Here is a 22,278-nt window from a genome sequence, read left to right on the forward strand (position 1 = left end):
GGGTCCGGCACAGCTCAGGGCGCGTCGCCGACCGCGGTGCCCGTCGCCTCGCGGCGGGCACCACCCGCACCGATCCGCCCGTTGACCCGGTCCACGTCCCAGCGCTCGACCGCCGCCAGCGGCGCACCCGCCTCCTCCCGCAGGGCCGCGGCCCGCTCCAGCAGCCGCGACGCCCGGCCGTACCCGCCCGCCAGCGCGTGTGCTCCGGCCAGCCCCTCCATCGCCAGGGCGACCGCACGCGGGTCGCCGCTGCGCTCGGCCTCACGCCGCGCCCGTCCGTGCAGTTCCAGAGCCGCCTCCGCATCGCCGCGCTGTTCGGCGACGAACCCCAGCTGGGTGAGGATGAAGGCGGTCCCGATCCGGCCGTCCACGCGCCGGTTCCACTCCAGGCGGCGCAGCAGCGACCGCTCGGCCAGGTCCAGGTCTCCCCGGCGGCGGGCGGCCAGGGCGATCCCTGCGTCCGCGAACTGCTCGCCCACCGGGTCCGCGTGCTCCTCGGCCACCCGCAGCGCCCGGGCGTGCAGCGCGTCGGCCCGGTCCAGGTCCGCGTTGAGCAGGGCGACCCGCCCCAGGCCGGAGAGCTTGAGGGAGAACGTGTGCCACAGCCGGAGGCCCTCGGCGATGCGCAGCCCCTCCTCGTGACGCCGGGTCGTCTCCGCCAGGTCGCCGCGGGCCTCGGCGACCTGGGCCAGGGTGTCGGAGGCGCGCAGGATCCCCCACCGGTCACCGAGGACGCGCAGTGCCCGCTCGGCCTCCAGCGCCTCCCGCCGGGCTCCGGCGAGGTCGCCCCGGGCGAAGGCCGCCCGGGCCAGGGTCTCCCGCGCGACCGCCGCGCCCCACGTGTCCCCCGCCCGCACGCAGGCGTCACGGGCCCGCTCCACCCGGGCCGCGGCCCGGGCCGGATCGCCCAGCCCCCAGCGCGTGAACTCCGTGAACCAGGTCAGGCGGGCGTGCGCGACCGGGTCGTCCACCCGGGCCAAGTCCTCCTCGGCGGTGGCGCTCCACCGCCGGGCGTCCTCGGAGCCGGGTACCGCCAGGGCGGCCCGCCACACCCGTGCCCGGGCGCGGGCCACGGGAGGTGCGCCGGGCACGGACAGAGCGGCGTCCAGGGCGGTGCGGGCCGCCCCCGCGCGCCCGCGCAGGTACCGGTACCAGCACGCGGACTCGGCCAGGCGCAGGGCCAGGCGGGCGTCCGACTCCTTCACCGCGAAGGCCAGGGCCGCGTCCAGGTTCGCCGACTCGCGGTCCAGGCGCCGGAGCCAGTGCTCCTGGTCGGCGCCGCGCAGCCCTTCGTCGGCGTGCCCGGCCAGCTCGGCGAAGTGGGCGGCGTGCCGGGCGCGGGTGCGGCGCGCGTCCCCGGCCTCCTCCAGCCTTTCGAGGGCGTAGGCGGCCACCGACTCCCTCAGGAGGTAGCGGGTCGCGCCGGAGCGGTCGGCGGCCACGACGAGCGAGCGGTCCACGAGCGCCCCCACCAGCCCCAGTACCTCGTGGACGGGCACGGTGCCGGGATCGGAGCACACCGCCTCGGCGGCGGCCAGGTCGCAGCCGTCGGCGTGCACGGCCAGGCGGCCGAGCACGGCGCGTTCGGCCGCGGAGAGCGGTTCCCAGCTCCAGTCGATCACGGCGCGCAGGGTGCGCTGGCGTGCGGGCGCGTCGCGGCGGCCGGCCCCGAGCAGGGCGAAGCGGTCGTCCAGGCGGGCGGCGATGTCGGCCACGCCCATGTGCCGCAGCCGGATGGCGGCCAGTTCGAGGGCGAGGGGGATGCCGTCCAGGCGTCGGCAGACCGCGGCGACGGCGGGAGCGGTGTCGGTGTCGAGCGCGAACGAGGCCGCGGCGGCCCGGGCGCGCGCGGTGAAGAGCCGTACCGCGCCCGAGGCGGCGAGCGCTTCGGGGTCGTCGGTGTCGGGATCGGGCAGGTCCAACGGGGGCAGCGCGTACAGGTGCTCCCCGGCCACGTCCAGCGGTACCTGGCTGGTGGCCAGGACGCGCAGGTCGGGCACCGAGCCCAGCAGGCGGGCGACCGTGTCCGCCACGGGGCCGACGACGTGCTCGCAGTTGTCGAGGACGAGCAGGGCGTCGCGACCGCGCAGGAGTCCGGCGACGCGCTCGTGCGGGGCGGCCCCCGGCTCCGAGGCGTCGTCGCGGACCCCCAGGGCCGCGGCCAGGAGGGGCACGGGGTCGCCTCCGGGGGCGAGCGCGGCCAGTTCCACGAACAGGGCCGTGCCGGGGTCCAGGGCGCGGGCCGCCGCCAGGGCCAGCCGGGTCTTGCCGACTCCGCCGGGGCCGGTGAGGGTGACCATCCGCTGGGCGCCGATCAGGGAGCGCAGCGCCCGCAGGTGCTCGTCCCGGCCGATGAGGTCCCCGACCGGCGCGGGCAGTCCGGCGGCGGGGACGGCCGTCCTGTGCGCGGCGGGGAACGCGGCGGCCCCCTGCGGGGGCGCGGGGTGCGGGGCCGGGTCCAAGGACGGGTCCTGCGTCAGGACCGCCCGGTGCAGGGCCGTCAGCTCAGGGCCGGGGTCGATCCCCATCTCCTCGGCCAGACGGGCGCGCAGCCCTTCGTAGGCGGCCAGGGCCTCCCCCTGTCGGCCCGCCCCGTAGAGCGCGCGGACGCGGGCGGCGTGCAGGCGCTCGCGGTAGGGGTGTCGGGCTGCGGCCTCGGCCAGCTCGACGGCCAGCGCGGCGTGTTCCCCCAGTTCCAGACGGGCCTCGGCCCGGTCCTCCAGGGCGGTCGCCCGCAGTTCCTCCCAGTGGGCCGCGGCGGACCGCGCCGGTTCGGTGTCGGCGAACTCGGCCAGCACGGGCCCGCGCCACAGGTCCAGGGCGCGGGTGAGCAGGTCCGCGCGCTCACGCGGCTCCTCGGCCCGCGCGGCCCGGCGCAGCAGTTCCTCGAACCGTGCGGCGTCCACGTCGTCGGCGTCCAGCAGGTAGCCGGGCGCGCGGTGGCGGACCAGGGCGCGGGCCCCGGGCTCGGCGCGCTCCAGGTCGCCGCGCAGCTGGGAGACCCGGGCCTGGAGGACGGCCGCGGGGCGGGCCGGAGGGGTGTCGCCCCACAGGTCCCGCACGAGGCGGTCGGCGGGCACCAGGCGTCCCCGGGCCAGCAGCAGGGAGGCCAGCAGGGCGCGCACCTTGGTGTCACGGATCCGGACGGGCTCACCGTCGTCGGTCCGCACCGTCAGCGGACCCAGCACCCCGAAACGCATGCGGACAACCGTAGCGATCCCGTAGGACAACCGTGGCGGCCGCCGCCACCGTGGTCCTGTGCGGGGCGGTGAGGCGCCGCCCCCGGACCGAAACGGGGTGACCGGTGATGGGGGACTACGCGGGCAAGCGGGCCGTGGTGATCGGCGGGACGCACGGCATGGGGATGGGCGTGGTCGAGGCGCTGCTCGCCGGAGGGGCCCGGGTGCTGCTGACCGGGCGCAGTGAGAAGAACCTGGAGGAGGCGCGCGGCCGCCTGGGGCCGGAGGCGCACGTGGTGCGCGCCGACGTGGCGGACCTGGCCGACACCGACGCTCTGGCCGAGGCCGTGCGCGCCGCGCTGGGCGGGATCGACCTCCTGCACGTGAACGTCGGGACCGCGGAGCTCGGCCCGTTCGGGGAGGTGACGGAGGAGTCCTACGACCGCTTGTTCGCGGTCAACACCAAGGGGGCCTTCTTCACCGTCCAGAGGCTGGCGCCGCTGGTCGCCGACGGCGGGGCGATCGTGTTCACCACCTCGGTGACGAACATGACCGGTACGCCGGGGATGAGCGTGTACACGGGCGCCAAGGCGGCCGTGCTGGGTTTCAGCCGGGTGCTCGCCTCGGAGCTGCTGCCGCGCGGCATCCGGGTGAACACGGTCGCGCCGGGCTTCACCGACACCCCCACGATGGGGATCGCGGGCCTCGGGGGAGCCGATCGCGAGGAGTTCATGCGGGTGGGCGACGCGGCCACGCCGATGGGCCGCCACGGCACCGTCGACGAGGTGGCCCGCGCCGTGCTCTTCCTGGGGTTCGAGGCCACCTTCACCTCGGGCGCGGAGATCCCCGTGGACGGCGGTATGGGCCTCGGCCTGAGCACCAGCCTGTAGCCGTTCCGGGCCCCGTCCCGGAGGCTGCCGCGCGGGGCGGATCCGCCCCGCGCGGTGGGGGAGACTGGTGAGGTGAGCACCGAGAACAGCCGCCCCGGACCGCCCGTGACCAGTCCCTCGATCATCCTGCTGACCCTGGCGCGCGGTATCGAGACCGAACTGAACGCCGCGCTCGCGCCCCTGGACCTGACGGTCGCCCGGCTCGGGCTGCTCGGCCACATCTCCGGGGTTCCGGGCGTCTCGTTCAGCGATCTGGCGCGGATGTCGGGGATCACGGTCCAGAGCGTGCACGGCTCGGTGAAGTCGCTGGTCGCCGCGGGCCTGGTGCGCGACCACACGTCGCGGGCCGGGGCCGCCTCGGCGATCGAGATCACCGACGAGGGCGCCCGCCTGCTCGACGCGGCCAGGCAGGCGGTGGCTGCGGTGGACACCGCGATGTTCGGGCCGGACGCCGACCCCGTGCAGCGGCGGGTGGGCGAGGCCGCGCGGGAGGCCTTCGGCGCACCGGGCGGCTCCTGAGAGCGGCCATCCGCCGCCTCTCCCGTTTCCCGGAAGTCCCCGGGGTCGTGAACCGACCCCTCCTTCAGGGTGCCTGAAGCCAGGGGTATGCTTCAGGCACCCTGAAGGAAGAAGGACATCTCATGGAACACCTGCTGCTCTCGGTCCACGTGCTCGCCGCCATCGTGTTCGTCGGCGGATCGACCGTCGCGGCCAGCCTCTTCCCGCGGTTCGCCCCCGTCGCCGTGCCCGCCACCGTCGGCGCCGCCGACGCGGGGGCCGCGGGCACGCCCCCGGGCGCCCGCTCCCCCGACGGGCGCGACCCGGGTGAACGCGACGCCGCCGTGGCCGCCCTGCTGCACCGCACCACCCGCGGTTACGCCGTCGCCGGGATCGTCGTCCCCGCCGTCGGGATCGCCCTGGCCCTGCTCCAGGGCCGGATGGGCGAGATCTGGGTCATCGTCTCGATGCTGCTCACGGCCCTGGCGGGCCTGATGCTGGCCGCGCTGATCTACCCCCGCCAGCGCGAGGCGCTCCGCGAGCCCGGCGACCCCCGCGCGCTGCGCACGCTGTCGATGATCACCGGGATCTACAACCTGGTGTGGGCGTCCGTCGTCGTGCTCATGATCGTCCGCCCGGGCTCGGGGGCGTGACCGGCGCCCCGGGAGCGGGATAGGTGTGACGCGGGAGGGGAATGGTGCCGGAAGCGGCGCACATCCGCGCCGCCTCCGGCCACGTGTGGGGGTAAGCGAAGATGTCTCAGCGGGTACAAGGGGTGGTCTCCCGGTCCAAGGGGGCTCCGGTGGAGATCGCCACGATCGTCGTGCCCGATCCGGGCCCCGGCGAGGCCGTGGTCAGGGTGCAGGCGTGCGGGGTGTGCCACACCGACCTGCACTACCGCGAGGGCGGCGTCAACGACGAGTTCCCGTTCCTGCTCGGGCACGAGGCCGCGGGCATGGTGGAGTCCGTGGGCGAGGGCGTGACCACCGTCGCGCCGGGTGATCACGTGATCCTGAACTGGCGCGCGGTGTGCGGGGACTGCCGCGCCTGCCGCCGGGGACGGCACCAGTACTGCTTCGACACGCACAACGCCGAGCAGCGGATGACGCTGGAGGACGGCACCGAACTCTCCCCCGCCCTGGGCATCGGCGCGTTCGCGGAGAAGACCCTGGTCGCCGCGGGGCAGTGCACCAAGGTGGACCCGCAGGCCTCGCCCGCCGCGGCCGGCCTGCTGGGCTGCGGGATCATGGCCGGGATCGGCGCCGCCATCAACACCGGCGGCGTGGGCATCGGGGACTCGGTGGCCGTCATCGGCTGCGGCGGCGTGGGCAGCGCGGCCGTCGCGGGCGCGCGGCTGGCCGGGGCCGGACGGATCATCGCCGTGGACCTGGAGGACCGCAAGCTCGAATGGGCGCGCGGGTTCGGCGCCACCCACACCGTCAACGCCTCCTTCACCGACCCGGTCGAGACCATCCGCGACCTGACCGGCGGTTTCGGCGCCGACGTGGTGATCGACGCCGTGGGCACCCCCAGGACCTACGAGCAGGCCTTCTACGCGCGCGACCTGGCGGGCACGGTCGTGCTGGTGGGCGTGCCCACCCCGGAGATGCGCCTGGACCTGCCGCTGCTGGACGTGTTCGGCCGCGGCGGGGCGCTGAAGTCCTCCTGGTACGGCGACTGCCTGCCCTCACGCGACTTCCCCGTGCTCATCGACCTCTACCTCCAGGGACGCCTGGACCTGGACGGCTTCGTCACCGAGGAGATCGGACTCGGCGAGGTCGAGGAGGCCTTCGCCCGGATGGAACGCGGCGACGTCCTGCGCTCGGTGGTGGTCCTGTGAGCGGCGCGCGCGTGGAACACCTGACCACCTCGGGGGTCTTCGCCCTGGACGGCGGGGAGTGGGAGGTCGAGAACAACGTCTGGATCGTGGGCGACCGCGACCAGGCCCTGGTCATCGACGCCGCGCACGACGCGGGCGCGATCCTGGGCGCGGTGGGCGACCGCGAACTCGTGGCGGTGGTGTGCACGCACGCGCACAACGACCACGTCAACGCGGCCCCGGCCCTGGCCGAGGCCACGGGCGCGCCCATCCTGTTGCACCCGGCCGACCGGGTGCTGTGGGACATGACCCACCCGGACCGCGCACCCGACGCGGAGCTGTCCCAGGGACAGGACATCACCATCGCCGGGACCAGGCTGACCGTCCTGCACACCCCGGGCCACGCCCCGGGCGCGGTGTGCCTGTACGCACCCGACCTGGGCGTGCTGTTCAGCGGCGACACCCTGTTCCAGGGCGGCCCGGGGGCGACGGGACGGTCCTACTCGGACTTCCCGACGATCGTGGAGTCCATCCGCGACCGGCTGTTCAGCCTGCCGGAGGACACGGTGGTCAACACCGGGCACGGCCCGTCCACGACGATCGGCGCCGAGGCGCCCCACCTCCAGGAGTGGATCGACCGGGGACACTGAGGGCCGCGGTGCGCGCGGCCCGCCATCCGGGCCGCGCCCTCGGTGTGCGGGGCGGCGGCCGGGGGCGCACCTCCGCCGTCCGCCCCGCTCAGACGGGGCGGGCGGCGGTGAGGCGGGCCCCGTACTCCATGGCGGCGAGCACCGCCGGCACAAACCGCCCGGAGAGCCGCGCCAGCCGGTCCGGGGCCAGGACGACGCGCAGCGCGCCCGGCGCGAAGGTGGCCAGCGCGCGCCCGACCAGGGGCTCGTCCCGGCGGGCGCGCAGGCCCGCCACCGTGCCCGGCCAGTGCCGCTCCTGGACCGCGCCGAAGGCGGCGGCGGTGGTCCAGAGCGCGAACAGCGGCCCGGAAGCGGCGCCCAGGTGCTCGGCGCAGTCCCGGCTCAGCTCCCCCGGCGCCGCGCCCCACTCCTCCAGCACCCGCGGTGTGGGCCGGTGGGCCTCGGGCACGTCGTTGCCGGTGTCGATGACCACGGCCTCCCCGGTGTTCCAGCGCAGGAACGGCAGCAGCGGGGGCAGGTCCAGGACCGGCCCCGCGAAGCGGGCGCCCTCCGCCGCGAAGCAGGCCGAGTGCCGGAGCCCGTGTTCGTCGTTGCCCTTGATGCTGGGCAGGTCCTCGTGCTCGACCAGGTTGGGCGCCGCGACCAGGGCGGGGGTGCCGCGCTCCCGCAGGAACCGCAGGGCGGCGCGGTCGTCGGAGCGCCCCCCGGCGCCGCGCAGGTAGCGGCCCATGTCCAGGGCCATCTCGCGCGGCAGGAGCAGGGCTGGGGTCGGCATGTACGGGTTGATCACCGGGACCGCTCCGGCGCCGGTGAACACCGCCCACCGGGCCAGGTAGGCGGTGCGCGAACCCCATTCCACGAAAAGGGAGAGCGCGGCCTCGGAACGCCTTTTCACCGCGTCGCGCACGGAGTCGGCGAAATCCGCGCACACGCGGACGTCGTCCTGGAGGACGAGGTGGTGGGTGGAGTCGAAGCGTTCCGCGCTGGAGAAGGCGACCCGGGAGGCGCGCAGGGAGCTGGGCGGCCCGTCGGGCTCGGGGTCCACGGCCAGGCAGGCGTCCGCGATCCCGAGGGAGTCCAGGACGCGGCGCGCGGCGGCGATCCGGCGGGGGTGGGTCATCACGGACGCGGACAGCACGACGGGAGAAAGGGGGTTCGGCATATACCGAGAATAACCGGAAAACGGCCGAAGGAAAGGCCGGTGGAAATTGTTTTTATTTCCCCATAAACCCTTACCCGGCCAGATTAGCACACCTTTTACGGGAATTTCTGTTCCGCTGTTCCCGGAGTACGGCCGCGGGTTCCCGCCCGGGGCCCGCGTCGGGGACAATACCGGTATGCGCGTGGCGATCCTCGGTCCCCTGCGGGTGGTCGCCGACGGCCGGAGCACGGACGTCGGCGGACCCCGCCTGCGTGCGCTGCTGGCCCGGCTCGCCCTGGACGCGGGCCGCCCGGTCGGCCACAGGGTCCTGGCCGAGGACCTCTGGCCCGAGGCGGACGCCGCGGACGGACCGGAGAACCCCTCCGCCGCACTGCACTCACTGGTCTCCCGGCTGCGCAGGGCCCTCCCCCTCCCCGGCACCCTGCGCTCCGAACCCGCCGGATACCGCCTGGACCTTCCCGCCGACGCCGTCGACGCCCTGCTCTTCGCACGCCTGGCACGGCTGGGGCACGATGCTCTGCGGGACGGTCGGCACAGCGTGGCCGCAGAACAGTTGGACCGGGCCCTGGAGCTGTGGCGGGGCGACCCGCTGGCCGACATCGTCCCGCTGCCCTACGCCGAGGCCGCCGCGGTGCGCCTGGAGGAGCTGCGTCTGGGCGCGGTGGAGGACCGGGCCGAGGCCGGGCTGGCCCTTCCCGGGCGGGCTCCGCGCGCCGCTGAACTGGAGCCGCTGGTTGCCGCGCATCCCCTGCGCGAACGCCTGCGCACGCTGCTCGTCACCGCGCTCGACGCCGAGGGCAGGCGCGCCGAGGCCCTGTCCGCCTACGCCTCCTACCGGACCCGGCTGGCCGAGGAGCTGGGCACCGACCCCGGTCCGCGTCTGCGCGCGCTCCACCTGCGGATCCTGCGCGAGGAGGACGGCCCCGCTCCCTCGCCGCCGCCCACGACCTCGTCCGCATCCGCCGCACACGGCAACCTGCGCGCCCCGCTGAACGCCTTCGTCGGCCGCGAGGGCGAGCTGCGGCTGGTCGGCGAGCGGCTGGCCGAGCACCGTCTGGTCACCCTGGTCGGCCCGGGCGGCGTGGGTAAGACCCGGCTGGCCTCGGTCACCGCCGCTGGCACCGGTGGCCGGGTGTGGCTGGTGGAGCTGGGGCCGGTCGGCGATCCCGACGGCGTCCCCCACGCGGTCGCCGGGGCGCTCGGCCTACGGGTCGTGGCCGACCCGCTGTCCCCCCTGGTCGATGCGCTGTCGGTCACCGACACCCTGCTGGTCCTGGACTGCTGCGAGCACGTGGTCGAGGCCGCCGCCCGTCTGGCCGAGGAGCTGCTGGGCCGCTGCCCCCGGCTGCGCGTCCTGGCCACCAGCCGCGAACCGCTCGGGGTCCCCGGGGAGGCGCTGTGCCCGGTGCCCCCGCTCGTGCCGGAGGCGGCGCGGCTGCTGTTCACCGAACGGGCACGGGCGGTGCGGCCGGACTTCACCCCCACCGGCGAGGTGGAGCGGATCTGCGCACGCCTGGACGGTCTTCCCCTGGCCATCGAGCTGGCCGCCGCACGCCTGCGCTCGATGCCGGTCGGGGCGCTCGCGGCCGGTCTGGACGACCGGTTCCGGACCCTGGGCGTCGGCAGCCGTACGGCCCCGGCCCGCCACCGCACGCTGCGCGGGGTGGTGGCGTGGAGCTGGGACTTGCTCACCCCCGGCGAACGCGACGCGGCCGAGCGGCTGTGCGTCTTCGCCCGCACCCTCACCGTCGTGGCGGCCGAGCGCGTGGGTGTGGCCGCCGAGACCCTGTACTCCCTGGTGGACAAGTCGCTGCTGGAGGCGGACGGCGACCGGTACCGCATGCTGGACACCATCCGCGAGTACGGAACGGAGCGCCTGGCCGCGACCGGTCGGCTGCACGGCGCCCGCACCGCCCACACCGCGTACTTCCTTGAGCTGGCCGAGCGTGCCGAGCCGCGTCTGCGGGGACCGGAGCAGACGGAGTGGCTGGCACGGCTGGCCGCTGACCACGACAACCTGCTCACCGCCCTGGGGCACGCCCGTGACCGCGGCGACACCGGGACGGCCCTGCGGCTGGGAGCGGCGCTGGGATTGTTCTGGGCCGTACGCGGCGACCACGCCAACGCGGTCGTCCAGCTCGGGGCGGTCCTGCGCGGCTCGGCCCCGGAGGCGCGGGAACGGGAGCGGGACGCCCGGTTGCGCGCGGCGGCCGCCTACCTGCTCAACGCCGTGTTCGCGGGTGAACTCGCCGACGCGCGGGAAGTGGTCGGGCCGCCACCGGACACGGCCGACCCCGTCGGCGCGTTCGTGACGGCGCTGCTGGCCCTGGCCGAGGGTCGGACCGTCGACGGGACCGCCGCCCTGGAACCGCACCTGGCGCACCCCGACCCCTGGACGCGGGCGATGCTCTGGCTGGCCCGCTCCTTCCTGGACGGCGCCTCCGGTGACGCCGCCCAGGACCGGGAGAACAGCGAACAGGCCATGTCCGCCTTCCATGAGGCCGGTGAGCGCTGGGGGCTGTCGCTGCTGCTGATGTCCCTGGCCTACGCCCGCGCCGCGACCGGCGACGACGGCGGGGCCACCTCCGCGCTGGAGGAGGCGCTGGACCTGACCCGCGAGCTGGGGGACCAGCACGGACAGCGGGTGTGGCTGGCGATGGCCTACGTCGACGCCGGGAACACCGACCGCGCACGCGCCCGGCTGGAGCAGGTGGTCGCCGAGGCCGCGTCCACACGCCAGGTGGCCCTGGCCCGGGTCTGCCTGGCCGACCTGGCCCGCCACGAGGGGGACCTGGAAGGGGCCGGGCGGCTGCTCGACCTGGCGCGCGAGGCGGTCGGGGACGGCGAGCCGCAGGACCGGACCCTGTACCGGACCACGGCAGGGCACCTGGCCGCGGTCTCCGGCGACCTCCGCGCGGCCCTGCGCCACCTGGAGGAGGCCTTCACCCTGGCCGACACACTTCCCGACCTGCCGATGCTCGCCCGGGTGGCCGTGGCCGCCGCGGACCTGCTCCTGCGCGGGGACGAGGCCGCGCGGGCGGCGCGCGTCCTGGGGGCCGCACACGCGCTGCGCGGCGGCCCCGATCCGCACCACCCCGACGTCGCCCGACTCGCCGGTGAGCTGCGCGCCCACCGCGCCGCCTACGACCGCGCCAGCCGTCTGGCGCCGGAGGAGGCCCTGGCGGCGTTCCGCGGTGAGCTCGACGACCTGGCCTCCCGGCCTCCCCGTCCCCCGTCGGGGACCCGGTAGGGCCGGGTGACCGCCGACCACACCCACCGCACCGGTCGCTCCGGTTACGCCGGTGCGGCCTCCTTGCGCTGCTTCCTCAGGAACTCCTCGCGGCAGTCGGAGCAGCAGAACCCGTGCAGCGTCCCCTTCCACTCCAGGGTGACGGCGGTGTCGTTGAGGGGGACGGCCACCCCGCACAGCGGGTCCCGCACCGCCCGCCCCCGCGCGAGGTCCTCCGCGTAGGGCTCGCTGATCAGCTCCACGAGCGCGTCGGAGTCGACCGCCCTGCCGTAGACGCCCAGGCTGCCCTCGGTCACCCCGACGACCTGCACCTGGACCACGGGTTCCCGGTAGGGCCGCTCGGCGTCGGCCTCGGCGTCGGCGACGACCCTCGTGGCGTAGGAGACCAGGGCGTCGCTCATGGCCTTGCGCCACGGGCCCGGCACGTGGAAGCGCACCGCGTAGCGGGGCGCGGCGTCGGCGCCGAGGACGCGCTGGCCGACCACCCACACCTCGGGCTCGTGCACCACCACCTGCATCAGGGAGCCGAGGACCTGTTCCCAGCCGGGCTGGATCTCCTCCCCCTCGGTCAACTCGGTCACGGTGCCCAGGCGCTCAGCCAGTCGGCGGAGCCGTTCCGGTGCGAGGGCACCCTTGGGGACGAACAACTCGATGAAGAACATCGCACAACACCTCCGGGACGAACGGTGCCGGATCGTTCTGCCAGGAGGCTGTCACACGGCTGTCAGGCCAGAGCGCACCGGGCGGAACGGCTCCCGGGCGCGCCGCGCGGAGGCCGCCCGGGAAACCACTGGCCTCACTCGGCCCGGATCACGAGCGGTTCCTCCAAGGAGAACAGGTCCTCCACCCGGACCTCGGTGATCTCGGTACCCTCGGGCACGTCGAACACGGCTGATCCGGAGATCCGGTTTCCGGGGTTGATCTGCTCCAGGAAGGGGGCGTCGTCGACCAGCGTGCTGGACGAGTAGGTGTTGCCCTCGGCGTCGATCAGGCTGACCGCCGAACTGTCGAAGACCGTCGCCCGGTCCCCGGTGTTCTCCACGGTGACGTCCACGACCTTGAACTCGCCCTGGGCCTGCTCCGTGGTGTGTTCGCCGCCGTGGGAGGAGGTCGTCTCGATCCCGTCGACCACGACCCGCCACTGCCCGACCGTGCCGGGCTCCCCCATGGACACGGACTCGGCCGCCCCCTCCTCCGTCTCTCCCCCGGGCTGTTCCCGCTCGGAGTCGCCACCGGAGAACAGCACGGCCGAACAGGCGATCGCCAGGACCAGGACCAGAAGCGCGGCGGCGCCGCACCCCAGCAGGACCCAGGGCCAGGCCCTGCGTCCACGCGGCGGCTGCTGCCCGTAGGACGGCTGTCGCGGGTACTGCGGACCGTTCGGCGGTTCCCCGTACACGGCACACCACTCCCCCAGGAAACACCCCGCGAGGGGGCACCGGACTCGTCTTCGCGACCAAGGATCCTCCCTTTCCCGGGATAAGGGGGGAACGCCGCAGCAAACAGTTCACGCAAGACACGCCCGGAAATACCAAACCCCTGGAAAAAACTTCTGGCACGAAGCACTGTGCCCCGCGAAAAACCGAACACCCGGCTCCGGTCGCCCCATTCGGCCCGGCGCGAGAAGCCCCCACCGGGGAGCGAGCGGCCTCCGCCCCCGGAAGCCTGTGAGCTCCTGGGGCGCGCCTTCCAGCCCCGCTCTTTTCTTCACAGGACACGCACTACCGAAAGGCGTGTTTCGCCCAGCGGAACTACCACCAAGTAACCATGGGGGATTCGAGCGCCACGCGACCGGGAGAATGAGCGGAACCCGAGGACCCGACGGCTCCCGTCCCCGCATGGGCGTCGTCACAGCGGACCGAAACCCTTTACCAGCAGGGATTTCCAGGACCGTAATTCGGATCACTCGACGTGTTGGGTAAAGCGGGGATTGCCTGCTCCTAGCCTTGTGTTGGAGGCGGAAGTGATCCCGGGACCCTCTGGTCCTCTCACGGGACTTCTGTCGGCGCCCCGCCCGAAGGCGGTTCACGGCGCCCCCCGCGTACCGCGCACCGCTTGTCGATACCTTTCCCCGCGTTGGAGCCTCGGTGACCCTTGCTTCCGCACGTCCGAACCGTCGTGCCCCGATCACCACGGACGTCCAGGTCGTCCCGGACGCCCAGAACGTCCCGTCCGCCCACAACCCCCCGCACCACCACGACGTGCCGCAGCAGGCCGGTCCGGCCCGCCAGGAGACCACGGCCGCCACGGCCCGGACGCGCCGCCGCACGCTGCTGCTCGTCCTGGTCCTCGGCGTGCTGTCCGCGATCGGTCCGCTCGCCACCGACCTGTACCTGCCCGCACTGCCCCAGATCGCCGCCGACCTGGGCACCAGCGAGGCCAGCGTCAAGCTCACCCTGACCTCGGTGATGGCCGGTCTGGCCCTGGGCCAGCTCGTCATCGGCCCGCTCAGCGACCGCTGGGGGCGCCGCGCGCCGCTGCTGGTCGGCATCGGCGTGTTCACCGCCACCACCCTCGCCATCGCGACGGTGAGCAGCGTGGAGATGTTCAGCCTGCTGCGCTTCGGCCAGGGGCTGTCGGCCGCGGCCGGACTGGTGATCTCGCGCGCGATCGTGCGGGACGTGTTCGACGGCGACGCCGCCGCCACCTTCTTCTCCCGGCTGGTGCTGCTCTCCGGCCTGGCCCCCATGCTCGGCCCGATCCTGGGCGGCCAGCTGCTCTTCTTCGGACCCTGGCAGCTGCTCTTCGCCGTGCTCGGCGCCGCCGGGCTGGCGACCTTCGCACTGGTGCTGTTCGGCCTGCCCGAGAGCCTGCCGCCCGAGCAGCGCGAGCGGGTCAGCCCGCGTGCGCAGCTGCGGGTGTTCGGCCGCCTGCTGCGCGACATCCGCTTCACCGCTCCCACGCTCACGCTCGCGCTGAGCTTCGGGATGAGCTTCACCTACATCTCGACGTTCTCGTTCGTGGCCCACTCGCGCTTCGGGGCCAGCGCCCAGGAGTTCAGCCTGGTGTTCGCGGTGACCACGCTCGGCATGATCATCGGCAACCAGCTGAACGCCTACCTCATCCGCCGGGTGGAGATCCACCGCCGCCTGTTCCTGGGCCTGGCCGGGTCGATCGCCTCGGTGGCCGCGCTGGCGCTGCTGGGGTCCTCGGGCGGCGCGAGTCTGGTGACGGTGACCGTCGCGCTGTTCGTGATGATGGTGTTCACCGGGCTGGTGTCGCCGAACGCCACGGCACTGGCCCTGGACGGACAGCCGCCGAAGGTCGCCGGAAGCGGCTCGGCCCTGCTGGGCACGCTCCAGTTCGGCATCGGCTCCGGCCTGGCCTCGACCGCCGGGCTGACCGGCCCGGTGACCCTGTCCAGCATGACCGCGGTCATGCTCGCCACGGCCGTGGCCGCCGCGGTGGTGTTCACCGCTTTCGCGGTGCGTACGCGGCGCACCGCGCTGGCGACCGCCTGAGCGTCGGTGCGCACGGCTGGTGTGATCCGCCCGTTCAGGCCGGACCGGCCCTCACCACCGGCGTCATGGACGTGGTGGTGAGGGGCGCCGCCGAACGGACTCGAAGCCGGGCCCGCTGGGCCGGGCGGCCCCGGGCCGGGGGACGGCGCGCGTTCCGTGCGGGGAACGGGTCCGCGCGGAAGCGGGAGGCGGGACCGGGTGAAACGTCGCGTCTCGCGGGTATAGGTCTGCGGCGAAGACAACCGATCTACCCCCCATCCCCTGGAGGCAGAGCGTGCGAGTACGCATCGTTCTTTCGACCCTCGTCGTCCTGTGGCTGCTCGTCGGGCTGATCGCCGCGTTCCAGCGCGGTCTGTTCAGCAACGACGAGACCTCGTGCTCGACGCTGGGCCACACCGTCGGAACCATCTTCGTCGGGCCGTTGAACTACATGGGGGTCAACCCGACCATCGAGTGCCCGCCCCTGCCCGAACCCTCCGAGTAGCGGATCCGGCGCCGCGCCCCCGCGGGGGCGCGGCGCCGCTCAGCGCCCACGGTAGTGGGCGCGCTGGCCGGGGTCGAGCTTCTCGATCGCGGCGCGCAGCAGGGGGCGCGGTGCCCGCGCGGCGTGGGCGTCGAGGAAGGCCAGCAGCCGGTCGCGGTCCTTGTCACCGGCGGCGCGGAGCATCCACCCCACCGCCTTCTGCACCAGTTCGTGGTCGTCGCCCAGGAGGATCTCGGACAGGGCGAAGGCGTCGTCGAGGTCGTCGTGGGCGATGAAGTGCGCCGTCGCCACGATGGCGGTGCGCCGCCGCCACGGGTCGTCCGAGCGCGCCAGGGTGTACAGGACCCCGCGGGGGCGGTCCCGCAGGTGGCGGCCCAGGACGTGGTGCGCGGCCAGGTCCACCAGGTCCCAGTTGTTGACGCGGTCGTGGCGGCGCAGGTACAGCTCGGCGAGCGCGGCGACCTGTTCGGGCGTGCTGCGCCGGTGGCGGGCCTTCTTCTCCATGATGCTCATCGCCCCGGCCCTGGCCTCGTGCACGGGGCTGTCCATCAGCTCCTCGACCTGGTCGAGGGGCATGTCCACGAACTCCTTGGCCAGGGCGAACACCGTGCCCATGCGCACCCCGACGAAGTGGTCGTCCTCGGGCTGGTGTCCGACCTCGAAGCGGAAGTAGCGCTGGTACTTGCGGAGTTCCTCGTCGCTGCGGTGCTCGTCGAGGCGCGCCAGGAAGGCGCGGGCGGTCAGCGGTGCGGTGGCCATGGCGGCATGGTAGACGTCCCCGGTGACAGCGGGCGTGAACGGTGCCGCCGGGAGGACGGCCCCCGTCGGCGTCCTCCCGGCGGCGCGGTCCGCCTCATCCCCGAGCCCGCCCGTCCTGTCCCATCTCCTCGCGCAGCTGCCCCAGGACGCCGTTGAGGAGCCGGGAGACGTGCATCTGCGAGTAGCCGAGGCAGTCGGCGATCTCGGACTGGGTGTGGTCGCCGAAGAAGCGCAGCATGAGGATCTCGCGCTCACGCTCGGGCAGGCGGGCCAGGGCGGGCTTGAGCGACTCGCGCTGGACCACCAGTTCCAGGCCCTCGTCCTCGCTGCCCAGGTGGTCCTCCAGCCGGGTGCCCTCCTGCCCCTCGGAGTCGGAGGTGTCCGGGGCGTCCAGTGACAGGGAGCGGTAGGACTCCGAGACCTGGATGAGCTCGCCGACCTCGGCCTCGGGCAACCCCATCTCCTCGGAGAGTTCGTGGACCGTGGGCGTGCACGCGTGGGCCTGCTGGAAGTCGTTGAGCGCCTGGCGCAGCTTGATCCGGTTCTCCTGGTGGCGCCGGGATACACGCACGGCCCAGGTGTGGTCGCGGAAGTGCCGCTTGATCTCACCGGTGACCGTGGGCATCAGGTAGGAGATGAACGGCTTGCCGCGGTCGGGGTTGAAGCCGTGGATGGCCTTGACCAGCCCGAGCATGGCGGTCTGTTGCAGGTCGTCCAGCGGTTCGCCGCGGCCGTTGTAGCGGCGGGCGAGCTTGTTGACCAGCGGCTGGTAGAGGACCACGACCCGTTCGCGCAGGTCGTCGGCCCGCGGATCGTCCCTGTCCAGACCGTGGAGTTCGGCGAGCATGTCCTCGGCGGTGGGGTCCTCGTCCCAGACCGGTCTGCGCGGTCCGGGGACGGCTGGTGTGTGGTCGAAGGTCTCGTGCGTCGCGTGGGGAACGTTGATGGACAAGAGGAAGCCCCCGGTGTCGTGTCCTGTTCGGTGCCTGATGTCTGCCTGGAGGACAGTGAGCGGGCGGCACGCCCGCGCTGTCTATCGAGGTAGGAGGCCGGGATCCGGCGGGGGATGATCGCGATGTGAGGAGTACGTTCCCTAAGAAAAGGCACCAAAAGCCGCCGGGAGGAAATTTTTCGCCATATGCCAGAAACCGCTCGCCCGCCCGTCTGCGGCGACCGAAAAGGCAGGGGAAAGGCGTCCGCGCTCCACAGGGTCCCCCACGCCCCCACAGGGCCCGGCGCCCCGTTTTCCCTGTTGGCCCGTGCCGTACGCACCGACGTCGACTCCGCACCCCACGCGCCGACCGCCCATTCCCGGGCGATGTTCATTTTACTCGAACACGGGTTCGCTTTCTTTTTCCGGCGAAGATGAACGCCGCCCGAAAAGGCGGTGCACAGGGCGGGCCGCCCCTCCCCCGGTTCCCGGGCCCGACCCGCGCGGTCGCCGGGCGCCTCAGTCCGCGGGCCGCGGGCGCAGCAGGTCGGGTTCGATGTAGATGATCGCGGCGATGGGCACCGCCTCGCGGATCCGCCGCTCCGCCTCGTCGATGGCGGCGGTGACGCGGCGGGCGTCGTCCTCGGCGTCCACCGCCACCTTGGCGGCGACCAGCAGCTCCTCGGGGCCCAGGTGCATCGTGCGCATGTGGATGACGGCGTCGATGTCCGCACAGCCCAGGATGGCCTCGCGGATGAGGCGGATGTGCTCCTCGCTGGCCGACTCACCGATGAGCAGGCTCTTCATCTCCACCGCCAGGACCGCCGCGAACACCACCAGCAGCAGTCCGATGGCCCCCGAGCCGAGCCCGTCCCAGACGCCGTTGCCCGTGATGAGGGTGAGGCTGACCCCGACCAGTGCGAAGGCCAGGCCGATGAGGGCGCCGGTGTCCTCCAGCAGGACCACCGGCAGCTCCGGGGCCTTGGTGCGGCGGATGAAGCCGAACCACCCCACCCGGGCGCGCGCCGTCCTGGTCTGGCGCATAGCGGTGCGCAGCGCCGTCGACTCCAGGGCGGCGGCCACCAGCAGCACCACGACGGGGACCCACTGCCAGGAGGTGATCGGGTGCGGGTCGCGGATCTTCTCCCAGGCCTCGTACAGGGCGAACAGCCCGCCGAGGGTGAACAGCACGATCGCCACCAGGAAGGCGTAGACGTAGCGCTCGTGGCCGAAGCCGAAGGGGTGCTCCCGCGTGGCCGTGCGCCTGGCCCGCCGCCCGCCGACCAGCAGCAGGAGTTGGTTGCCGGAGTCGGCCACCGAGTGCACCGACTCGGCGAGCATGGCCGACGAGGCGGTCAGGAGGTAGGCGACGAACTTGGTCGCGGCGATCCCGAGATTGGCCGCCAACGCCATGACCACGGCCTTCGTGCTGTCCTCGCCACTCACCGCGTCGCCTCCTCGTCAGCCGCGGACCGTACGGCCCGGGGACACGGGGCGGACGGTCGGCGCGGCCGCACCGGCCGGGATCGCCCGAGGTGGTCGGGGCCGCGCCCCGGACTGTCCCAGGTTCCGGGGAGCCCGGTGCCCGCGCAAGCACCCCCGCCGCCGTGTCGGTCCGGGGAGACCGTCCGGAGCGTCAGGAGCGCTCGGCGGCGCGGGAGCGCACGCGCAGCTCTATCCCGTCCAGGAGCCAGTCCAGCCCCCGAGAGAAGGCCTCCTCCGGGGTAGGTCCCGCGGTGGTCACGCGTTCGACGGCCGGGTAGCGCCCCGTCGCACCCGCGCGGGAGGCCAGGAAGGCCTCCTGGACCGTGTCCCACGTGCGACCGTCGGGGGTGGTCCAGGCCCCGGCCCGGTCGGCCTGGACCACCAGGGCGACGTGCCCGCGGACGTAGCCGTTCACGGCCTCCACGACGGTGAACACCTCGTGGTCGCTCAGCCCGGTGCCGTCGAAGACCCGCACGGCGGAGTCGACCCAGGCGAAGGTGTGCGGGCCGACCGGCTGTCCGGTGGCCGTGAGTTCGACGAGCCAGGGGTGCTCGCGGTAGGAGCGCAGGTCCTCGTGGGCCCACGCCCTGACCTTCTCCCGCCAGGTGCCGGCGCGGGTGTGCGGCAGGACCGCCTGGCCGACCATCGTGTCCACCATCAGGGCGATCAGGGCCGACTTGTCGGGGACGTAGGTGTAGAGCGTGGCCGTGCCCACGCCGAGCCGGGAGGCGACTCCGCGCATGGACAGCGCGTCCACGCCCCCCTCCTCCACGACCAGCATGGCGGCCTCGACGACGCGCTCCACCGTGAGGTTGTGCCGGGGGCCGCGCCGGGGCCGCCGGGGGCCGTCCCACAGCAGTTCGAGCGTGGCCGTGGGGTCGTGGACGTAGGCCACTCTTGCCTCCTCGCGAAAACTCCGTACACTGTTCGACAAAGACCGAACACCGTACGGAGTTTACCCCCGGGAAGGCGGCCATGCCGGACGAGCCCCGCTCCGCGCCCCCATCCGACACCGCGCCCCGCGCCCCGGGGGCCGCACGCCCCCGGGCGGGCCCCGTGGCCCTGGCCGTCCTGGTCTGCGCCGCCGCAACCCTGGTCGGTGTGCTCGCCGCGGCCGCCTCGACGTCGGTTCCGGGCCCGGCAGGGGACCCCGACCCCCTCCTCGCCCTGGCCGTGCGGGCCGCGCTGTGCACGGCGCTGGTGCCGCCGCTGCTGTGGGCCGCCCGCCGCTTCCTGGACCGCGCGCCGACCCCTGTGTTCGGCCTCGCGCCCCGGGGATGGTCCGTCCCGCTGGCCGCCGCCCTCACCGTCCTGCTCGCCTCGGCCGCGCTCCTGGGCGCGGTGTGGGCCCTGGGGGCGGCAGCCCCGGACACCGGCGCGGTCGGGGGCGCCGCCTCGGCCCTGGCCGTGACCCTGCCCCTGCTCCTGGCAGCCCAGATCCTGCCCGAGGAACTGGTCTTCCGCGGCTACGCGCAGCACCATCTGGGTCTGCGGTACTCCCCGTGGGCGGCTCTCCTCGGCCAGGCCGCCCTGTACACGCTCTTCGCCGCCGCGGTCACCGGCTCGGCGGCGCTCTCCGGCGAGGTGTTCCTCCTGGGCCTGTTCCTCGGGGCCCTGAGAACGACCAGCGGGGAGGTGTGGACGCCGCTGGCCGCGCGAACGGCCCTGACCGCCGTCGGCGTGCTCTCCGATGAACTCGGCCTGCGCCTGTCCTCCGCTCCGGAAGCCTGGCAGGCGGTGCTCTCCCTCGGCCCGGGCCTGGCCGCCTTCTGGGTCGTGTACGCCTTGCGCGGCCGCGGCCGGGTGGGCGACCCGTTCCCCGACGCGGGCGGGCCGCGCCGCCCCCTGGCGCAGAAGGGGATCCTGTACGACGTCGGCTCCAGCTACCTGCCCGGTCAGAACTCCCGGCCGCGGTGGCGCCCGGATGTGGTGGACCGGGAGATGCGGGTGATCCGCGAGGACCTGCACTGCACGGCGGTCACCGTCTTCGGCGAGGACCTCGGGCGGCTGGAGGAGGCGGCCCGCCTGGCGCTGGGCCGGGGGCTGTACGTGTGGGTCCAGCCCCGCCTGGTCGACGCCGCGCCGGGCGAGCTGACGGCCAACCTGGGCCGGGCCGCCGAGGCCGCCGAACGGCTGCGCCGCGACCACCCCGAACGGGTGGGCCTCAACGTGGGCTGCGAGATCAGCCTGTTCGCCACCGGGGTGCTGCCCGGACGCGACCTCGACCGGCGCACGCGCGCGCTGGGGCTGCTCTTCCCCCTGCTGCCGTGGTTCGACCGCAGGCTCAACCGGCTGCTGCGCGAGCTGGCGGACACCGCGCGCGCGAGGTTCCACGGGCCGCTCACGTACGGTTCCGGCGCCTGGGAGACCGTGGACTGGACGCCGTTCGACGTGGTCGGCGTGGACTACTACCTGGACGGACTCACCCGCCGCTCCTACCGGCAGGGGCTGCGTCGGCTGCGCACCCACGGCAAACCGCTGGTCGTCACCGAGTTCGGCTGCTGTTCCTACGAGGGCGCCCGGGACAGGGGCGGCTCGGGCTCGGACATCCTGGACTGGAGCGACCTGGGGGACCGCAGGGTCAGGGACGGGCACGTGCGCGACGAGCGGGTGCAGGCAGACCTCATCAGTGACCTGCTGGACGTGTTCGAGACCGAGGAGGTGCACGGGGCGTTCGTGTGCATGTTCATCGAGGGCGACTGCCGCTACTCCCCCGACCCGACCCGCGACCAGGACATGGCCAGTTTCGGGATCGTGCGCCCGCCACCGCTGGAGTCGGGGCTGTCCCCCGACGACGGCCACTGGGAGCCCAAGCTGGCCTTCCACACCCTGGCCGCCCGCTACGCCGAGGAGGCGCCCGACCGCATGGGCTGAGCCGCCGCCGTCCACCCGGCGCTCCGGCCGCGCGCGGCCCCGGCGCGGTGCCGGTCAGGCGATGCGGTCGCGCAGCTCGCGCTTGAGGATCTTGCCGGAGGCGTTGCGCGGCAGCTCGTCCACCACCCGTACCTCCTTGGGGGCCTTGAACGCCGCCAGGCGGGCGCGCACGTGCTCCACCAGGTCGTCGGGCAGGGTCTCGGGGTCGGCCTCCCCGGTGGGCACCACGAACGCGGTCACCGCCTCGATCCACCTCTCGTCGGGCGCGCCGACCACCGCGGCCTCGGCCACCCCGGGGTGGGTGTACAGGGCGTCCTCCACCTCACGGGAGGCCACCAGCACGCCGCCGGTGTTGATGACGTCCTTGATCCGGTCCACCACCTCGATGTAGCCCTCGGCGTCGGCGCGCACCAGGTCGCCGGAGTGGAACCAGCCGTCCCGGAAGGCCTCCTCGGTCTCCTCGGGCTTGTCCCAGTAGCCCTGGCACAGCTGCGGCGACCGGTACACCACCTCGCCCAGCTCCCCGGGGGCGACGTCGCGGCCGCTGTCGTCCACCACCCTCAGTTCCACGAACAGGGCGGATCTGCCCGCGGAGGCGGGGCGCGCGTCGTGTTCCTCGGGGCGCAGCACGGTGGCCAGCGGGCCGATCTCACTCTGCCCAAAACAATTGAAAAGACCTATTTCGGGCAGGGTCGAGCGCAGCCTCTCCAGCACCGGGCCGGGCATGACGGAGGCCTTAAGAATGGATGGGTGGTCCAAGGGGACCGGGTGAGGCTGATGACGAAAGTGCCGTCCATGGCTCGCGGGGCATGGCCGCCCGATCCCCTGGACACTTC

Annotated in this window: 17 protein-coding genes and 1 pseudogene; 9 read left to right on the forward strand and 9 right to left on the reverse strand. The window is 74.0% G+C overall.

Going from position 1 to position 22,278, the window contains the following annotated elements; genetic code table 11:
• Positions 1 to 14 precede the first annotated feature (14 nt).
• Complete coding sequence (locus G011_RS0123880; RefSeq protein WP_019610668.1) at positions 15 to 3,200, reverse strand: BTAD domain-containing putative transcriptional regulator; 3,186 nt, start codon at positions 3,198 to 3,200, stop codon at positions 15 to 17.
• A 107-nt stretch (positions 3,201 to 3,307) separates the two neighbouring features.
• Here G011_RS0123880 and G011_RS0123885 point away from each other — a divergent pair, with 107 nt between their 5' ends.
• The 5 genes from G011_RS0123885 to G011_RS0123905 all read left to right on the forward strand — a co-directional run bounded on the left by G011_RS0123885 (position 3,308) and on the right by G011_RS0123905 (position 7,036).
• On the forward strand, positions 3,308 to 4,069 hold the full coding sequence (locus G011_RS0123885; RefSeq protein ID WP_019610669.1) for an SDR family oxidoreductase: 762 nt from the start codon (positions 3,308 to 3,310) through the stop codon (positions 4,067 to 4,069).
• A gap of 72 nt (positions 4,070 to 4,141) precedes the next feature.
• A complete protein-coding gene (locus G011_RS0123890) occupies positions 4,142 to 4,588 on the forward strand; it encodes a MarR family winged helix-turn-helix transcriptional regulator (RefSeq protein WP_019610670.1) in 447 nt (148 codons plus the stop codon).
• 122 nt (positions 4,589 to 4,710) lie between these two features.
• Entirely contained in the window at positions 4,711 to 5,220 is a 510-nt protein-coding gene (locus G011_RS0123895) for a hypothetical protein (RefSeq protein ID WP_013153423.1), read from the forward strand.
• A gap of 101 nt (positions 5,221 to 5,321) precedes the next feature.
• Entirely contained in the window at positions 5,322 to 6,407 is a 1,086-nt protein-coding gene (locus tag G011_RS0123900; RefSeq protein WP_026338597.1) for an S-(hydroxymethyl)mycothiol dehydrogenase, read from the forward strand.
• Positions 6,404 to 7,036, forward strand: a complete 633-nt coding sequence (locus G011_RS0123905) for an MBL fold metallo-hydrolase (RefSeq protein ID WP_013153425.1) — start codon at positions 6,404 to 6,406, stop codon at positions 7,034 to 7,036. The genes G011_RS0123900 and G011_RS0123905 overlap by 4 nt, the downstream gene beginning before the upstream one ends.
• Positions 7,037 to 7,124: 88 nt before the next feature.
• Here the strand turns inward: G011_RS0123905 and G011_RS0123910 are convergent, their stop codons facing one another.
• Entirely contained in the window at positions 7,125 to 8,198 is a 1,074-nt protein-coding gene (locus G011_RS0123910) for a hypothetical protein (protein WP_026338598.1), read from the reverse strand.
• 175 nt (positions 8,199 to 8,373) lie between these two features.
• On the opposite strand from G011_RS0123910, the gene G011_RS0123915 reads away from it, so the two are divergent.
• On the forward strand, positions 8,374 to 11,448 hold the full coding sequence (locus G011_RS0123915; RefSeq protein WP_019610673.1) for a BTAD domain-containing putative transcriptional regulator: 3,075 nt from the start codon (positions 8,374 to 8,376) through the stop codon (positions 11,446 to 11,448).
• A gap of 44 nt (positions 11,449 to 11,492) precedes the next feature.
• Here the strand turns inward: G011_RS0123915 and G011_RS0123920 are convergent, their stop codons facing one another.
• On the reverse strand, positions 11,493 to 12,110 hold the full coding sequence (locus G011_RS0123920; protein WP_019610674.1) for a hypothetical protein: 618 nt from the start codon (positions 12,108 to 12,110) through the stop codon (positions 11,493 to 11,495).
• A gap of 134 nt (positions 12,111 to 12,244) precedes the next feature.
• Entirely contained in the window at positions 12,245 to 12,847 is a 603-nt protein-coding gene (locus G011_RS0123925) for a DUF4352 domain-containing protein (protein WP_019610675.1), read from the reverse strand.
• 688 nt (positions 12,848 to 13,535) lie between these two features.
• Between G011_RS0123925 and G011_RS0123930 the strand changes: the two genes are divergently transcribed.
• Both G011_RS0123930 and G011_RS0123935 read left to right on the forward strand, forming a co-directional pair.
• A complete protein-coding gene (locus tag G011_RS0123930; RefSeq protein WP_019610676.1) occupies positions 13,536 to 14,909 on the forward strand; it encodes a multidrug effflux MFS transporter in 1,374 nt (457 codons plus the stop codon).
• 274 nt (positions 14,910 to 15,183) lie between these two features.
• Positions 15,184 to 15,393, forward strand: a complete 210-nt coding sequence (locus G011_RS0123935; RefSeq protein WP_019610677.1) for a hypothetical protein — start codon at positions 15,184 to 15,186, stop codon at positions 15,391 to 15,393.
• A gap of 39 nt (positions 15,394 to 15,432) precedes the next feature.
• On the opposite strand, the gene G011_RS0123940 is transcribed toward G011_RS0123935, so the two are convergent.
• The 4 genes from G011_RS0123940 to G011_RS0123955 all read right to left on the reverse strand — a co-directional run bounded on the left by G011_RS0123940 (position 15,433) and on the right by G011_RS0123955 (position 19,463).
• The gene (locus tag G011_RS0123940) at positions 15,433 to 16,152 is read right to left on the reverse strand and encodes a DNA alkylation repair protein (RefSeq protein ID WP_019610678.1); all 720 of its coding nucleotides are present in this window, start codon (positions 16,150 to 16,152) and stop codon (positions 15,433 to 15,435) included.
• 94 nt (positions 16,153 to 16,246) lie between these two features.
• Entirely contained in the window at positions 16,247 to 17,104 is an 858-nt protein-coding gene (locus G011_RS0123945; RefSeq protein ID WP_019610679.1) for a SigB/SigF/SigG family RNA polymerase sigma factor, read from the reverse strand.
• A 498-nt stretch (positions 17,105 to 17,602) separates the two neighbouring features.
• Positions 17,603 to 18,529 (reverse strand): cation diffusion facilitator family transporter, encoded by a 927-nt coding sequence (locus G011_RS0123950; protein WP_019610680.1) that lies wholly within the window; start codon positions 18,527 to 18,529, stop codon positions 17,603 to 17,605.
• A 190-nt stretch (positions 18,530 to 18,719) separates the two neighbouring features.
• Complete coding sequence (locus G011_RS0123955; protein ID WP_013153432.1) at positions 18,720 to 19,463, reverse strand: TetR/AcrR family transcriptional regulator; 744 nt, start codon at positions 19,461 to 19,463, stop codon at positions 18,720 to 18,722.
• Between the two features lie 80 nt (positions 19,464 to 19,543).
• Between G011_RS0123955 and G011_RS31360 the strand changes: the two genes are divergently transcribed.
• Positions 19,544 to 21,442 (forward strand): type II CAAX prenyl endopeptidase Rce1 family protein, encoded by a 1,899-nt coding sequence (locus G011_RS31360; RefSeq protein WP_019610681.1) that lies wholly within the window; start codon positions 19,544 to 19,546, stop codon positions 21,440 to 21,442.
• A 54-nt stretch (positions 21,443 to 21,496) separates the two neighbouring features.
• Here the strand turns inward: G011_RS31360 and G011_RS30210 are convergent.
• Positions 21,497 to 22,177: pseudogene (locus G011_RS30210) on the reverse strand (AMP-binding protein); the annotation flags it as partial.
• Positions 22,178 to 22,278 lie beyond the last annotated feature (101 nt).

This window comes from Nocardiopsis sp. CNS-639, assembly GCF_000381685.1.
In the GTDB taxonomy this organism is placed as follows: domain Bacteria; phylum Actinomycetota; class Actinomycetes; order Streptosporangiales; family Streptosporangiaceae; genus Nocardiopsis; species Nocardiopsis dassonvillei.

Coding starts and splice junctions, on each gene's coding strand:
- G011_RS0123880 (WP_019610668.1), bottom strand. CDS start 3,200: ATGCGTTTCGGGGTGCTGGGTCCGCTGACGGTGCGGACCGACGACGGT.
- G011_RS0123885 (WP_019610669.1), top strand. CDS start 3,308: ATGGGGGACTACGCGGGCAAGCGGGCCGTGGTGATCGGCGGGACGCAC.
- G011_RS0123895 (WP_013153423.1), top strand. CDS start 4,711: ATGGAACACCTGCTGCTCTCGGTCCACGTGCTCGCCGCCATCGTGTTC.
- G011_RS0123900 (WP_026338597.1), top strand. CDS start 5,322: ATGTCTCAGCGGGTACAAGGGGTGGTCTCCCGGTCCAAGGGGGCTCCG.
- G011_RS0123910 (WP_026338598.1), bottom strand. CDS start 8,198: ATGCCGAACCCCCTTTCTCCCGTCGTGCTGTCCGCGTCCGTGATGACC.
- G011_RS0123915 (WP_019610673.1), top strand. CDS start 8,374: ATGCGCGTGGCGATCCTCGGTCCCCTGCGGGTGGTCGCCGACGGCCGG.
- G011_RS0123920 (WP_019610674.1), bottom strand. CDS start 12,110: ATGTTCTTCATCGAGTTGTTCGTCCCCAAGGGTGCCCTCGCACCGGAA.
- G011_RS0123940 (WP_019610678.1), bottom strand. CDS start 16,152: ATGGCCACCGCACCGCTGACCGCCCGCGCCTTCCTGGCGCGCCTCGAC.
- G011_RS31360 (WP_019610681.1), top strand. CDS start 19,544: ATGCCGGACGAGCCCCGCTCCGCGCCCCCATCCGACACCGCGCCCCGC.